The organism is Aneurinibacillus sp. REN35, assembly GCF_041379945.2.
Classification (GTDB): domain Bacteria; phylum Bacillota; class Bacilli; order Aneurinibacillales; family Aneurinibacillaceae; genus Aneurinibacillus.
Genome location: NZ_JBFTXJ020000003.1, coordinates 338,284 through 351,521, shown reverse-complemented (window position 1 = coordinate 351,521; position 13,238 = coordinate 338,284). Strand labels below are relative to the sequence as shown.

Sequence of the window (13,238 nt, the reverse complement as noted above, 5' to 3'; positions counted from 1 at the left end):
GGCTTCGGCTTTAACTATCGCGCAAAAGGGAAGCGCTGTCAACGTTTATCTATACAGCCAGAAGCTGACGTATACGAAAGCGATGAGCAGAGCAAGCGGCAACAGCCACAGCCAATACATCGTTTTGATCTTGTTCATCACGCGTTCACCTCGGTCTTAACATGCACCGGAAACGCAACTTTTAAACAAATAAGAAACGCTCTCTATAATGCTATCCTTTAATTAAGCTAAATACTTCCGCGCGCGAGGCTGGGTCTTTGGCGAAAATACCACGTACAGCAGAGGTGATGGTTTTGGCACCCGGTTTCTTTACACCGCGCATTGTCATGCACAAATGCTCCGCCTCTACTACTACCACAACACCGTGCGGCTCTAGTGTCTCCATAATGGAATCGGCTACTGTCGATGTAATCCGCTCCTGAAGTTGCGGTCGCTTGGCTACTGCTTCTACAGCGCGCGCCAGCTTAGACAATCCAGTTACGCGGCCTCCACGCGGAATGTAGCCCACATGCGCCATACCGTAAAACGGAACAAGATGATGCTCACACATTGAATAGAATGGGATGTCCTTTACCAATACAAGCTCTTCATGATCTTCACTGAACACGACGGAAAAATAGTCTTTTGGATCTTGGGTAAGCCCCGCAAATGTCTCTTCGTACATACGCGCCACACGCGCAGGCGTATCAAGCAACCCTTCGCGATCCGGGTTCTCTCCGACCGCCTCAAGAATCATGCGTACCGCTTGTTCGATTTTTTCGTGGTCAATCTTCATGTCACACCTCCATAGATGCCTAATAAAATAGGAGCATAGATAGCAAAAGAGCTGTACAACCGTACAGCTCCCCTGTTTGCTCTGCCATAAATGGATGAATAAGGTCCAATGGCGGTATGTACGCCACTATTGAATATCTTCCTTCAGGGCTTTACCCGGTTTGAAGGCAGGTACCTTGCTAGCAGCAATTTCGATTTCTTCGCCAGTTTGCGGATTACGACCCTTACGGGCAGCACGCTCGCGCACCTCAAAGTTACCAAATCCGATCAACTGTACTTTTTCCCCGTCCTTCAACGCTTCTGTAATCGCATCGAATACCGCATCAACCGCTTTCGTTGCGTCTTTCTTCGTGAGCTCGGCTACTTCAGATACTTTCGTGATCAATTCTGTCTTGTTCATATCATTCACCTCCTCCCAAAGGGGTCATCTTGTTATACGTTGTTAACCAAATATAGGATAAATATACGTAACGCAAGGTTTTTTTAAAGGTGGACAAGCTAATATTAATATAGAAAACACAGTAATTCAAGGGATTTCGCCTAATATTCACCTTATCGAGCCTCATGTAAAAGAAAAAGGCTTCCTCCTTATAAGGAGAAGCCGGTGTTCTTCTGCACATTCTCATCTCTCATACTGCTTATAATATAATTGCGATCAAACCGCCTGACCCTTCATTAATGATGCGCTCAAGCGTTTCCTGCAGCTTGTAACGCGCATTATCCGGCATCATGGACAGTTTAGCGGAAATGCCTTCGTTCACAATGGAGTTAAGCGAACGGCCAAAGATATCTGAATTCCAGATGCTGAGCGGGTTCTCTTCGAAATCTTGCATCAAGTAGCGCACCAGCTCTTCACTCTGCTTCTCCGTACCAATAATCGGAGCGAATTCCGATTCTACATCGACACGAATCATATGAATAGAAGGAGCGGTTGCTTTCAAGCGAACACCAAAGCGGGAGCCGTGGCGAATAATCTCTGGTTCATCCAGCTTCATTTCCTCAAGGGAAGGCGGTGCAATGCCGTATCCGGTCTGACGGACCATCGTTAGTGCGCCTGAGATTTTGTCGTATTCTTTTTTCGCCAGGCTAAATTCCTGCATGAGCTGCAGCAAATGGTCCTTCCCACGAATTTCTACACCTACAATTTCCATAAGAATCTGATCATACAACTCTTCCTGTGCATATAAATCGATTTCCGCCACACCCTGACCCATATTCATATCAGCCAAAGCGGCACGATCGATAAATTCATATTCTCCAAAATATCCTACCACACGGTCCACATCACGCAGCCTACGAATATCTTTAACGGTTTCACGAACCGCTTCCTCGAAATTCTGGCGCAGCCAGTGGTCCTGATGCAGCACCATGACCCAGGATGGAAGGTTGACATTCACTTCATGCACAGGGAACTCGAATAGCACCTCACGCAAAACGGAGAGCCCTTCTCGCTCATCCATCGAGTCAACACTCATCGTAAGCACCGGCACATCATATTTTTCTTCGAGCGCAGCGCGCAAAGCCGTCGTCTCCGGACGAGCTGGCTGAGTGGAATTGACGACAATCACGAACGGCTTGCCTACTTCTTTCAATTCGGCGATAACACGTTCCTCGGCCGCTTCATAATCCCGGCGCGAAATCTCGGCGATTGTCCCATCCGTGGTGACGACTACACCGAGCGTCGAGTGTTCTTGGATAACCTTGCGCGTACCAAGCTCTGCCGCTTCTTCAAAAGGAACCGGCTCATCATACCACGGAGTTGTAATCATGCGCGGCCCGTTTTCATCTTCATACCCGCGCGCACCTTCAACTGCATACCCCACACAGTCGACAAGACGTACGTTAATGTCAAGCCCGTCAGCGACATGGATGGATACTGCATTGTTCGGCACGAATTTGGGTTCTGTTGTCATAATCGTTCTGCCGGCAGCGCTCTGCGGCAGTTCGTCCACAGCCCGAATCCGTTCTGCCTCATACGGAATACTTGGGATGACGATCGATTCCATAAAACGTTTAATAAATGTTGATTTACCAGTACGAACAGGGCCGACCACGCCGATATAGATGTCTCCCCCCGTACGCTCTGCAATATCTTTGAAAATATCTACACGTTCCACCTGGTTACCTCCTCGCGTTTCTTCCATCTACTTCTTGTACTATAAGGACACTACACATTTTATGAGGGCGACGGAAAATTTAGACCTTAATCGGCCCAAACAACAACAGCGGGAGCTGCGCCGGGCTCCCGCTGTCATCATCTGCGTGCCCTGCCCTGTCCTGCTTTGTACAAGATATGGCAAGGGAAACAAAGATATACCAGTATTTTATGAAAACGTATATGGATTCATTATTTTTGTGGGACGAGTTTCGGTTCACCATTAATCAGGCGATACGGAAAGGATTTAACCGGGGCAAGCGGCGATACATCAGCAAGAACATAACGCACATCTTCATTTGGTCCAGGTTTTTTCGCGGCATTGGTAAGAGCCATTGCTAGATCCATAGCGTAATCAACCCCTACCTGCCCACGCTCGTTGATTACATACGATAGCGGCTGTTCACTAAAGTGGCTGAGAATGGTCTCCTCTCCCATACGTAGCTTGGCAAAATCAATAAAGTAGTATCCATCCCCAGCCTTCTGACCAAACGGGAACTCTTTCTTATCCGCAAAAAATCGACTCACTTTTTCCTGCATGGTCTGGACACCTTGCGATACCGTAAGATCAATCAGCCGCACTTCCGGCTTCTTCTCCGCATTCAGCAGCACGAACATGTAATTGCCGCCCGCCTCGAACGCCGCTCCTGGAATGTAGGGAATATATTTAGGCATAATCTTCGAAAAATCTACAGGATACCTCTCAAACTCCGGTGTGTCCGCATTGCGGGTTGCAATGGGGAGCACGCCTGTTTCTTTTTGAAATTGATCGACCGCATCCTGCACCATCTTAATCTGTTGGACAGGGGGTGCTGTATTCTGGAGCAGCTGCCCGCGCGGATAACCGCATCCGGACAGCGCGACAGCACAAGCACATATAAGCACAAGTCCTACCAACCACGCCTTGCGCCTGTATGAAATCCTTCTTATCATTCTTCTTCTCTCTCCTGCCTTTGTTTTTCCAATTGAGCGCGCACAATCGCCTGCATGCGACTCTCTGCTATCTGCACATGTGTCTCCCCTTGAATTTTGGCCTGACAGGCAAGCCGCATCCCGCATGCTAGGTTCTCCTCACCAATCATTTTTTTCTCCTTTGCCAGCGGCGGGGACAAAAGGCTATCAGGCGCAACCTGTACCTTGCACATCGTACAGGCGCCTTTGCCGCCGCAGCGTTGCGAAATGGCAATCCTTGCTTTCGAAGCGGCACGCAATATCGTCTCTCCGGTACGCACCTGTATCTGACGCATGGCCGGAGCAAATGTAATTTTTGGCATCATAACAACTCCTGCTGCTTATATAACACAAACCATCCGCGGATAAAGTCCGCGTCAGGCGCTCATACTATGCTTGATTCTATGCGTAAAGGAGGCTGAACGCTATGCTGATGAGCCGCGAATGGATTAAGGTGGCACTTGGCGGTACCTTTTTCTTCGGTATCGTACTCTTCACACCTGTATTTTTGATTGCGAATGCAGAACATACCGCTCCTACCGTACTATGGTCAGGTATTGCCATTGGCGGGCTTTATATTGTGCTGCTTCTGCTTCACAAATACATCAAAGCCCGCAATATGGAACCGGGTACTAGAAAGTAATGAGTACAGCAACCATAAGGAAAAAGGCAACGATCAAGCTCGTATACGCGACAGTGGACAAGGCGAATCTGACCAGACGACGCCGCAGCTTACGAGCAAATACAATCGTGACGCTAGAGACGATCATAAGAGCAATCGCACTCAGCGCATAGAACATCAAATGCATAGGGCCTCCCTCTTCATCTGTAAAAATAATCCTATCTGTTGGACGTACCCACATTATAGCATAAACACGGACCAATCGAACCTATTACGGGACGAACGCATACTATAATGGTGACTACAGAATAAAGGGGGCGCACAGATGAACAGCCAAAAGCGACGAAGTCCATATGCAAAAGGGCCGAAGCGCGCCGCGGCAACCGGAAAAAAAGCAAAAAAAGCCGCGCCAGCCTCTGCCAAAAAAGAAACAGCCCAAGCCGTACCAGCAAAAATCCCCGCCAAAATTCCTGCTACTAGCAAAGCCGATTTCAAAGCGGCTTCTTCCCTGATGAAAAACCTGCCATCGTTATTGACCAAATCTCCCGATGAGATGCGTACGTCCATCAATACTGTCCGGGACTGGTCAAGCCAAATGCGCGGAACAATGGCGGAGATGGAGCAAACGCTCGGGACACTCACTAACCTAATTGGCATGTATGAACGATTTACAGAAAGTAGTCGGCAGCGTTCGCTTGTGCAGGCAGCAGAACAAGGTACCCCGGCTAGTGCTGACCGCTCTCCGCTTGCCTTCGTCAAATCTTTAAATAACATCGATTTCCGCCAGATTATCTCACTGCTCAACTCACCGCTTGTGCAGGCACTGTTAGAAATGGATGAAATCGCGTCATCGTCAGAGGAGGCCTAGCATGAGGCCGCCTCTATTTTTTTATATAGACAAAGAGGGATAATACCGGCCGGTATTATCCCTCTTCCCTGTATCCTCGCGTTTTTTCGAGAGCCCTGTTTTTCGCGAATCATGCTATACTGTATGCTGGTTTTTTCAAGCCTGTAACACTGCCCGTCGCCTATTTGTTGCGTTTTATAGCTTATTTTTCAACAGGTTTGTCAGGGTCTTCATGTCTCCGCCTTGAACATTATGTGTGCGGATATACTTAATGATCTTCTCTTCCTTCTCCTCTGTCATCGTTACATTGGCTAGAACCGCCAATTGCCGGATTAATTGGCGAAGTTTCTGATCGTCATTCAAATCGCTTTTCTTAACGCCGCCGGCGATCTTCTCCAGCTTTGTGGTATCTACGTTTCGACCTTGCAGCTTATCGAGAAATTTCTTCGGGATGTTTGCCATACCCCGCATCTCCCTCCTTCCGTTATACAACAACAGTGTATGAGCGGAGGAAAGAAAGAGTGCGGCCTTTCCGTTTACAAGTCACATCTTCTGCTTGTTAATGGTTCTCGAAATACTCTAGCGCGAGCGCTTCTGTTTCGTGTTTGCGTACGCGCCCCATCAGATCGTTCACAGCCTCACGCGGTGACTTATCCTCAAAGAGCAGCGCATGCAGCTCTCGAGTAATCGGCATTTCCACCCCCAGCTTACGTGAGAGTTCGCGCGCAGCCTTGGTCGTCTTAATACCTTCCACTACCATGCCCATTCGCTCTACAATCTCATCTGGTGACATCCCCTGTGCCAGCATATGACCCGCACGCCAGTTGCGGCTGTGCTGGCTGGTAGCGGTAACCACCAGATCTCCCACACCGGCAAGGCCGGTAAATGTAAGTGGATTGGCTCCAAGCTTGATTCCTAAGCGGCTAATCTCAGCAAGACCTCGTGTCAGCAACGCAGCTTTTGCATTGTCTCCGAATGCAAGTCCATCGCTGACACCTGCGCCGAGAGCAATAATGTTTTTTAATGCACCGCCAATTTCTACACCCATAATATCCGGATTCGTATAGACGCGAAATCTGCTGGTAATGAACGCATCCTGAACCTCTTCGGCCACCCTCATCTCTTTTGCAGCTACGACAACTGTTGTAGGCGCCTTCATGCCGACTTCTTCAGCATGACTCGGACCGGATAGGACAGCCACCCGCCCATGAAACGCAGCAGGAATTTCTTCTTCAATAACTTCGCTCATGCGCTTCAAGGAATCAATTTCAAGCCCCTTTGTCGCATGAACAAGAATAGCATCCTCATGAAGATGCGGAGCGAGACTGCGGACTGTATCACGCATAGCATGAGACGGAACAACCAGCAAAACAAGCGTTTTCCCCTCGACCACGCACGCAAGCGAAGCATCTGCCTGAATATTCTTTGCCAAAGCGATGCCGGGCAAATATCGTTTGTTTTCCTGCGTTTTGTTGATCTCTTCTACAAGCTCTTTCCGTCTTGCCCAGAGTGCCACACAGTCATGGTTTTCTGAAAGTACGGTTGCAAGCGCCGTACCCCAGCTTCCCGCACCTACAACGGCAACACTTCGCTTCATAGGTCTCCTCCTTGTTGTTTGGATTGTCCTAGCTTCCGCTCCGTACCCCGCAATAGACGCTGAATGTTCTCCGCATGCCGGATGTACCCAAGCACCGCTACCAATAGCGTACCAATGATATAGGCAAGAGGCGCTCCCTTGATAATCAAAATGATTGGAATAAGTGCAAAGAACACAAGGGAGCCGAGCGATACATAGCGTGTTAGTGCGATAACTACAATCGTTACAACGACTGCAATCAAGCCAGGAATCGGTACGAGCGCAAGCAGCGTACCGATCGTTGTTGCCACGCCTTTACCGCCCCGAAATCCAAAAAACACCGGCCAATTATGACCAAGAATTGCCGCAATACCAGAGAGCACGACCACCCAATCTGCTCCACCTGTCAACCAATGGGCGATGCCTACCGCAAGAGCACCTTTGGCTGCATCAAGAAGCAAAACCGCAATGCCCGGCCCCTTGCCGAGTATGCGCAGCGTGTTTGTTGCACCGGCATTGCCGCTGCCATGCTCACGAATGTCAATTTTCGCGACTTTTTTTGCGACAAGAATACTAAAACTTATAGATCCGAGTAAATAAGACAGAATGATGATGACCGCTCCCAACCGGTCTCTCCCCTCTCCCTATTCCGATTTATTCCGCACAAGTATACGGATTGGCGTACCTTCCATCGGAAATGCTTCTCTAATTTTATTTTCTAAATAGCGCTGATATGAGAAATGCATCAGCTCCGTATCGTTAACAAATAAAACGAATGTCGGCGGTCTGACTGCAACTTGTGTCGCATAGTTAATCCGCAGACGACGCCCTTTATCGCTTGGTGGAGGTGTAACCGTCGTCGCCTCATGTATGAGGTCGTTAAGTACAGGAGTGGCAATGCGTAGCGTATGCTGCTCTGCTACTTGCGATACTTTTGGCAGCAGGGTATGCACCCGCTGTTTTGTTTTGGCGGACACAAATAAAATGGGCGCATAAGCTAAGTACTTAAACTCTTCACGAATATCAGCGATAAATTTGTTCATTGTCCGTTCGTCTTTTTCGACAGCATCCCATTTATTGACGACAATGATGACTCCACGGCCTGCCTCATGCGCATAGCCCGCTACCTTCTTGTCCTGCTCAATAATGCCTTCCTCACCATCAATGACAACCAATACGACATCGGAGCGCTCCATCGCCCGCAGCGCACGCATAACGCTGTACTTCTCCGTAGACTCGTACACCTTGCCGCGCTTGCGCATCCCTGCCGTATCAATGAGCACGTATTCCTGGTCCTCAAAGGTAAACGGTGTATCAATCGCATCACGTGTCGTCCCTGCAATGTTGCTGACGATAACCCGCTCTTCGCCAAGCAGCGCATTCACAAGCGAGGATTTGCCGACATTCGGCCTACCGATGAGCGATACACGAATAACATCCTCATCATATTCGTTATCTTCATATTCTGGGAAATGCTTAATGATCTCATCAAGCAAGTCACCAATTCCGGTCGCATGTGCGCCTGAAATCGGGAATGGCTCACCCATGCCCAATGCATAAAATTCATAGACGTCATTTAGCCGCTGCGGATTATCGATTTTATTTACTGCAAGCACAATCGGTTTCTTCGAACGAAACAGCATGCGTGCCACATCCTGATCCTGATCGGTAATTCCGAGCGTACCATCTACCACAAGAACGATAACATCCGCTTCATCTACCGCAAGCTCCGCTTGATGACGGATGGATTCAAGCAATTCATCATGATCATCAAAATCAATACCGCCTGTATCAATCAAATGAAACGGTTTGCCGAGCCACTCTGCCTGGCTGTACAAGCGATCCCTTGTCACGCCCGGAACGTCTTCGACAATCGCCAACCGTTCCCCTACAATTCGGTTAAAAAGCGTCGACTTACCAACATTTGGACGGCCGACAATTGCTACTACAGGATTTGCCATAACATAACTTACCTCTCTTTTTCGATATCTCTACTATCATAGAATGAATTGTAAGCACAAGCAAGACAAACCAATCCACTCCACCCTCTTTCCCGCTTAAGAATGCTTAACAAGAATGATTGTCCCAGGCATTACTTCATGCGCAATCCCATCCAAAATTTTTTCTAGTGTAAACGCGATCTGCTGCAGTTCCTTCTCCCCCTGTGCATAAAAGACGGGGGCTCCACCGCCAATGCTGCCTTCATTTGTCGTCACAATCGCCAGAATGAATTTCTCCAAAGAAACAGACATCGTTACTTCGCTCCTTTCGCCTGCTGATTCACAGCCGCTTCACGCGGCAGACGAATGGCGCTATCAAGTACAGGAACCTGCGCCACCGTTGCGAGCACTTTACTTTTATCCTTTTCCTCAGGCAAAAGAAAGATCCCCAGCTTACCGTTCTGCATATCACGCTTAGCAAGCGGAACAAGCGCCGGCTCCCCGGAATCCCGGTATACGCCATGCACAGACGATACATCATGCAGAATCGCCTGACGCTGGCCTAGATTGGCGATCGTAATAAGGCTGCCCGCACTCTTTGGGGTGATGACAACTCCCATTCCATGTTCACGGATCACATCTCGATCCGTCCTTAACCCAATGTTCATGATATAAATATCATTCACATACAAATTCGGACCATCAAGCCTCACCTTTCCTTCATCAATGGCTGCAATTTGAGCAAGAACCTTACCTGACATTAAGCGACCGTTCACAAAAAACATCATAATGCCGGCTGCAAGCGCAAGCCAAAACGATACCGTCACCGCACACAGCGTAACAAGAAGCGATGTAAACATGACCAGATAATTACGCCCTTCAAATGCCTGGGCAATCCCTTCAATGTACGCCACACCGCGGGGTACCAGCTCCATGCTATCAAGTTGCTGCAGCGTATTGCGTTCCATATTTCTCACATCACGAAACTGCTGTGCCGCCAAGCCAAGAAATGTCACAGCCGTCCAATCAGGCTTTAAAATAGACGGAATGACAACCGCTCCAATTAAAGCCGCGATAAAGCCCAGCGCTATATGAATAATCCGTCCATGCGGATAGGTGGGATACTGCCGATAATCAGTGCGAAGCATCTGCAGACGAGCAGTCGTACCGAACACAACACCAAGCGCAACAGAAACGGTATAATCCATCGTCACCACCTACTCCTCCTTACCAAAACTTTACGCATGAATGATGCGCTTGCATCCACGCAGCGAAAAACGGCTGTATGAACCAAAAGTGCTGTACACAACGAGAAAACAAGAGCATCTCGAAATACAAAATCTCCTACCACAACAAAAAAATTCTTAGGATGGAGTAGAAGCTCAGTCAATATCTCCATAAAGCATAGTCCCAGGCCCTCTATTATTAGGATTAGTTCTGCATGGCGGCTCATCAGGATCGGAAGAGCAGCAGCCGTGCAGGCAATAAGGTAGGTCTCATTCATCACATGAAGAATGGGATCAAGTTGGAGCATGTAGCGCAGCAAAAACAGTGTGACACCGAGCAAAAGCGCTGCTGCGAAGCTATAGTTCCGGCTCTCATACGCAAGCCGTGACCACAAAAAAAGAAAAAACAGCAAGGGAAGAACAAAACTTCCTATACTAATCGCAGTATACGTTCCAAGCGGGATCGTCCATCCGCTAGCCATATACATCGCAAAAATCAAAATAAAAAGCGTACGCTGACCAAGCTTCAGACGTTTAAGCAGGCCATCTAGCAGGCCCATCCATATAACTACCACAATAATAAGCATACAGAAAGCCGAGATATATCCTGGATTCATATCGCTCCATCTCCTTTTCTCGTACAGGTTTTCTGTCAGTATTATTGCCGAAAAAGGGGATGAGCATAGCACAAACAAAAAAAGAGAAGAGCAAACGCCCCTCTCCTTCAACATACACCGTATTGTTTATCGTTTGGCAAATACGCTGCAATCTATGCCGCGTTGTGTGGCCCACTGATAGGTCTCGCCTGTAATTACAAGCGGTACCTGACCTAGCGAAGCAATATCCATAGCACCAAGAGCCGTCATAATCACGGTCAGCTCCTCACGCAGACGCCGCATATAGTCTATTGCCTCTTCAATTCGGCCCTCTGTCGCATAACGAAGGAAGGCACCTGCCATTCCGACACAAGAGGCACCAAGCGAGAGGCAGCGTGCAATATCGAGTGCCGTCTTAATACCGCCCGTAGCCATCACATCAGGACGATTCGAAAGGGTAGCTACTTCTAAAAGGCTCGCAGCCGTAGAAATGCCCCATTCATTCAGACCCGTAAACGGCTGCGGCCGCCGCATATTCTCAATCTGTGCGAAATTCGTACCGCCGCGCCCGCCCACATCAATAGCAGCCACACCGCATGCTGTAAGCTTTACGGCCGCTTCACGCGACATGCCGAATCCCACTTCTTTTACAATGACCGGTACCTCTACCGCTTTAACAATCGCTTCAATACGCCGGAGCGCCCCACTGAAATCTCGCTCTCCTTCGGGCATAATTAACTCCTGCATCACATTCAGATGAATCTGCAGCGCATCGGCCTCAATCATCGCTACAGCGCGACAAGCCATATCCGGCGTCGCCTCCGCACCCAGATTGCCAAATAATACGCCATTCGGATGTTCCTTGCGGGCAATGCTGTATGTTTCACTAAGCGATGCATCCTTCACCGCTGCCATCTGCGATCCTACCGCCAGCGCGGCTCCTGTCTCACGTGCCAGGATGCCTAATGCTTGATTAATGCTGTGTGTCTCATCTGCTCCGCCTGTCATCGCATTTACAACAATCGGCGAACTCAGTGCGAGTCCGCCGATCGATGCTTTACTATCTATTTGTCCCATTGCGAGGTCAGGCAAGCAATTATGCACAAACTTCACATCCGACAATCCGTGCGCGCCGGATTGCCCAGTTGCGAGCGCGTGCTCTATGTGTTCACGTTTTCGTGAAGTTCTTGACATTGCGACCCCTCTATTACGAATTAAGATTTGAATTTCTTCAGCAGATCGCCCATGCGATCGCCAATGGTTACGCCCATGCCGGCATTGTTGTTCTCATCAACTTGGTATGCCGCAATCTCTTTCTTTGTTTCCTGCTTTTGTTTCTCTTCTTGAACTTCACGGATGCTTAAGCTCATGCGCTCTTCTTCCGGATTGAAATCAAGAATTTTCACTTTCACTTCTTCGCCTTCTTTAAGCACTTCATCCGGCGTACCGATATGACGGTTGGCGATCTGAGAAATGTGTACAAGACCTTCTACTCCAGGTGCAACTTCTACAAATGCACCAAAGCTAACGAGCCGCTTTACTGTACCTTGAACAACATCACCGATTTTGAAATCTTCAGTCGCTTGTTCCCAAGGTCCAGGCAGTGTCGCTTTAATACTCAGGCTGATGCGCTCATTCTCCTTATCAACCTTTAATACTTTTACATTAACCTTATCGCCTTCTTTAAGTGCATCCGACGGCTTATCCACATGATTCCAAGCAATTTCAGAAATATGAACCAGACCGTCAACACCACCAACATCAACAAATGCACCGAAGTCTGTAAGGCGCTGTACCGTACCTTCGATAACAGAACCTGGTGTTAACTCATCAAGCACCGTTTGCTTTTGTTTGTTCGCTTCCTCTTCGAGTACGGCGCGGTGTGAAAGAATCACTTTGTTCTTCTCTTTGTCTAGTTCAATCACTTTAACAAAGAGTGTTCTTCCTTTGTAGTCAGAGAAGTCCTCTACGAAATGGCGCTCTACATGTGAAGCTGGAATGAAACCCCGTACACCAAGATCCACGACAAGGCCGCCTTTTACCGTATCCGCGATCGTAGCTTCGAACACTTCACCGGATTCGAACTTACCGGCAAGTTCGTCCCATGCTTTTTCCGCGTCTACCGCACGTTTGGAGACGATCATTTCGTCTTTTTCCTGATCAAGACGAATCACTTTGACTTGGATTTCTTGGCCTTCAGAAAGAACATCGGCTACTTTTTCGATATGAAGGCTGGATACTTCGCTGATCGGAAGAATACCATCATACTTATAGCCTACGTCAACCAAGGCTTGCTTCTCATCCACGCGGGAGATGGTACCTGTTAATACTTGATTAACTTCTACCCCTTCCGCACCTTGTTGACCATTCATTTCAGTTTGATTTTCCTCTACCATAGACCATACCTCCTTGAAATAAAAGCCATTCAAACAATAAATGCTCTTACCTCCGAAAAGAATCAACAAGCATTTATAGCAAACAGCAGCATATTTATCTTAGCTTACCAAAGTTATACGTAACAATGCTAGTGCCAAACCTGCTAATTTCTGGA

Annotated in this window: 17 protein-coding genes; 2 read left to right on the top strand and 15 right to left on the bottom strand. The window is 48.3% G+C overall.

Annotated elements, in window-relative coordinates; genetic code table 11:
• Nucleotides 1–211: 211 nt before the first annotated feature.
• From folE to AB3351_RS08140, 5 genes are all read right to left on the bottom strand, one after another.
• Nucleotides 212–775: a GTP cyclohydrolase I FolE gene (gene folE, locus AB3351_RS08160; protein ID WP_371146631.1), complete on the bottom strand. Its 564-nt coding sequence runs from the start codon at nt 773–775 to the stop codon at nt 212–214.
• A gap of 126 nt (nt 776–901) precedes the next feature.
• The gene (locus AB3351_RS08155) at nt 902–1,174 is read right to left on the bottom strand and encodes an HU family DNA-binding protein (RefSeq protein ID WP_371146630.1); all 273 of its coding nucleotides are present in this window, start codon (nt 1,172–1,174) and stop codon (nt 902–904) included.
• Between the two features lie 238 nt (nt 1,175–1,412).
• A complete protein-coding gene (gene spoIVA, locus AB3351_RS08150) occupies nt 1,413–2,891 on the bottom strand; it encodes a stage IV sporulation protein A (protein ID WP_371146629.1) in 1,479 nt (492 codons plus the stop codon).
• 230 nt (nt 2,892–3,121) lie between these two features.
• Complete coding sequence (locus tag AB3351_RS08145; RefSeq protein WP_371146628.1) at nt 3,122–3,862, bottom strand: hypothetical protein; 741 nt, start codon at nt 3,860–3,862, stop codon at nt 3,122–3,124.
• Nucleotides 3,859–4,206 carry a 2Fe-2S iron-sulfur cluster-binding protein gene (locus AB3351_RS08140; protein WP_371146627.1) on the bottom strand — a complete coding sequence of 116 codons (348 nt, stop codon included), beginning with the start codon at nt 4,204–4,206 and terminating at the stop codon, nt 3,859–3,861. Before AB3351_RS08140 ends, AB3351_RS08145 begins: the two co-directional genes overlap by 4 nt.
• 101 nt (nt 4,207–4,307) lie before the next feature.
• On the opposite strand from AB3351_RS08140, the gene AB3351_RS08135 reads away from it, so the two are divergent.
• Complete coding sequence (locus AB3351_RS08135; RefSeq protein ID WP_371146626.1) at nt 4,308–4,523, top strand: hypothetical protein; 216 nt, start codon at nt 4,308–4,310, stop codon at nt 4,521–4,523.
• Here AB3351_RS08135 and AB3351_RS08130 read toward each other — a convergent pair.
• Entirely contained in the window at nt 4,513–4,689 is a 177-nt protein-coding gene (locus AB3351_RS08130) for a DUF2768 family protein (RefSeq protein ID WP_371146625.1), read from the bottom strand. The two genes, AB3351_RS08135 and AB3351_RS08130, sit on opposite strands and share 11 nt — an antisense overlap.
• 138 nt (nt 4,690–4,827) lie before the next feature.
• Here AB3351_RS08130 and AB3351_RS08125 point away from each other — a divergent pair, with 138 nt between their 5' ends.
• Nucleotides 4,828–5,370 (top strand): hypothetical protein, encoded by a 543-nt coding sequence (locus AB3351_RS08125; RefSeq protein ID WP_371146624.1) that lies wholly within the window; start codon nt 4,828–4,830, stop codon nt 5,368–5,370.
• A gap of 174 nt (nt 5,371–5,544) precedes the next feature.
• Here AB3351_RS08125 and AB3351_RS08120 read toward each other — a convergent pair whose 3' ends face one another.
• From AB3351_RS08120 to rpsA, 9 genes are all read right to left on the bottom strand, one after another.
• A complete protein-coding gene (locus AB3351_RS08120; RefSeq protein WP_371146623.1) occupies nt 5,545–5,811 on the bottom strand; it encodes a stage VI sporulation protein F in 267 nt (88 codons plus the stop codon).
• Nucleotides 5,812–5,908: 97 nt separating this feature from the next.
• A complete protein-coding gene (locus tag AB3351_RS08115; protein WP_371146622.1) occupies nt 5,909–6,946 on the bottom strand; it encodes an NAD(P)H-dependent glycerol-3-phosphate dehydrogenase in 1,038 nt (345 codons plus the stop codon).
• A complete protein-coding gene (gene plsY, locus AB3351_RS08110) occupies nt 6,943–7,551 on the bottom strand; it encodes a glycerol-3-phosphate 1-O-acyltransferase PlsY (RefSeq protein WP_371146621.1) in 609 nt (202 codons plus the stop codon). Before plsY ends, AB3351_RS08115 begins: the two co-directional genes overlap by 4 nt.
• An 18-nt stretch (nt 7,552–7,569) precedes the next feature.
• Entirely contained in the window at nt 7,570–8,886 is a 1,317-nt protein-coding gene (gene der, locus AB3351_RS08105; protein WP_371146620.1) for a ribosome biogenesis GTPase Der, read from the bottom strand.
• Nucleotides 8,887–8,982: 96 nt separating this feature from the next.
• On the bottom strand, nt 8,983–9,177 hold the full coding sequence (locus tag AB3351_RS08100) for a capping complex subunit for YIEGIA (RefSeq protein ID WP_371146619.1): 195 nt from the start codon (nt 9,175–9,177) through the stop codon (nt 8,983–8,985).
• Between the two features lie 2 nt (nt 9,178–9,179).
• A complete protein-coding gene (locus tag AB3351_RS08095; protein ID WP_371146846.1) occupies nt 9,180–10,073 on the bottom strand; it encodes a YIEGIA family protein in 894 nt (297 codons plus the stop codon).
• A gap of 2 nt (nt 10,074–10,075) precedes the next feature.
• On the bottom strand, nt 10,076–10,708 hold the full coding sequence (locus tag AB3351_RS08090; protein ID WP_371146618.1) for a YphA family membrane protein: 633 nt from the start codon (nt 10,706–10,708) through the stop codon (nt 10,076–10,078).
• Nucleotides 10,709–10,834: 126 nt separating this feature from the next.
• Nucleotides 10,835–11,881 (bottom strand): type 2 isopentenyl-diphosphate Delta-isomerase, encoded by a 1,047-nt coding sequence (gene fni / locus AB3351_RS08085; RefSeq protein WP_371146617.1) that lies wholly within the window; start codon nt 11,879–11,881, stop codon nt 10,835–10,837.
• Between the two features lie 20 nt (nt 11,882–11,901).
• Nucleotides 11,902–13,083 carry a 30S ribosomal protein S1 gene (gene rpsA, locus AB3351_RS08080; protein WP_371146616.1) on the bottom strand — a complete coding sequence of 394 codons (1,182 nt, stop codon included), beginning with the start codon at nt 13,081–13,083 and terminating at the stop codon, nt 11,902–11,904.
• Nucleotides 13,084–13,238: the final 155 nt, after the last annotated feature.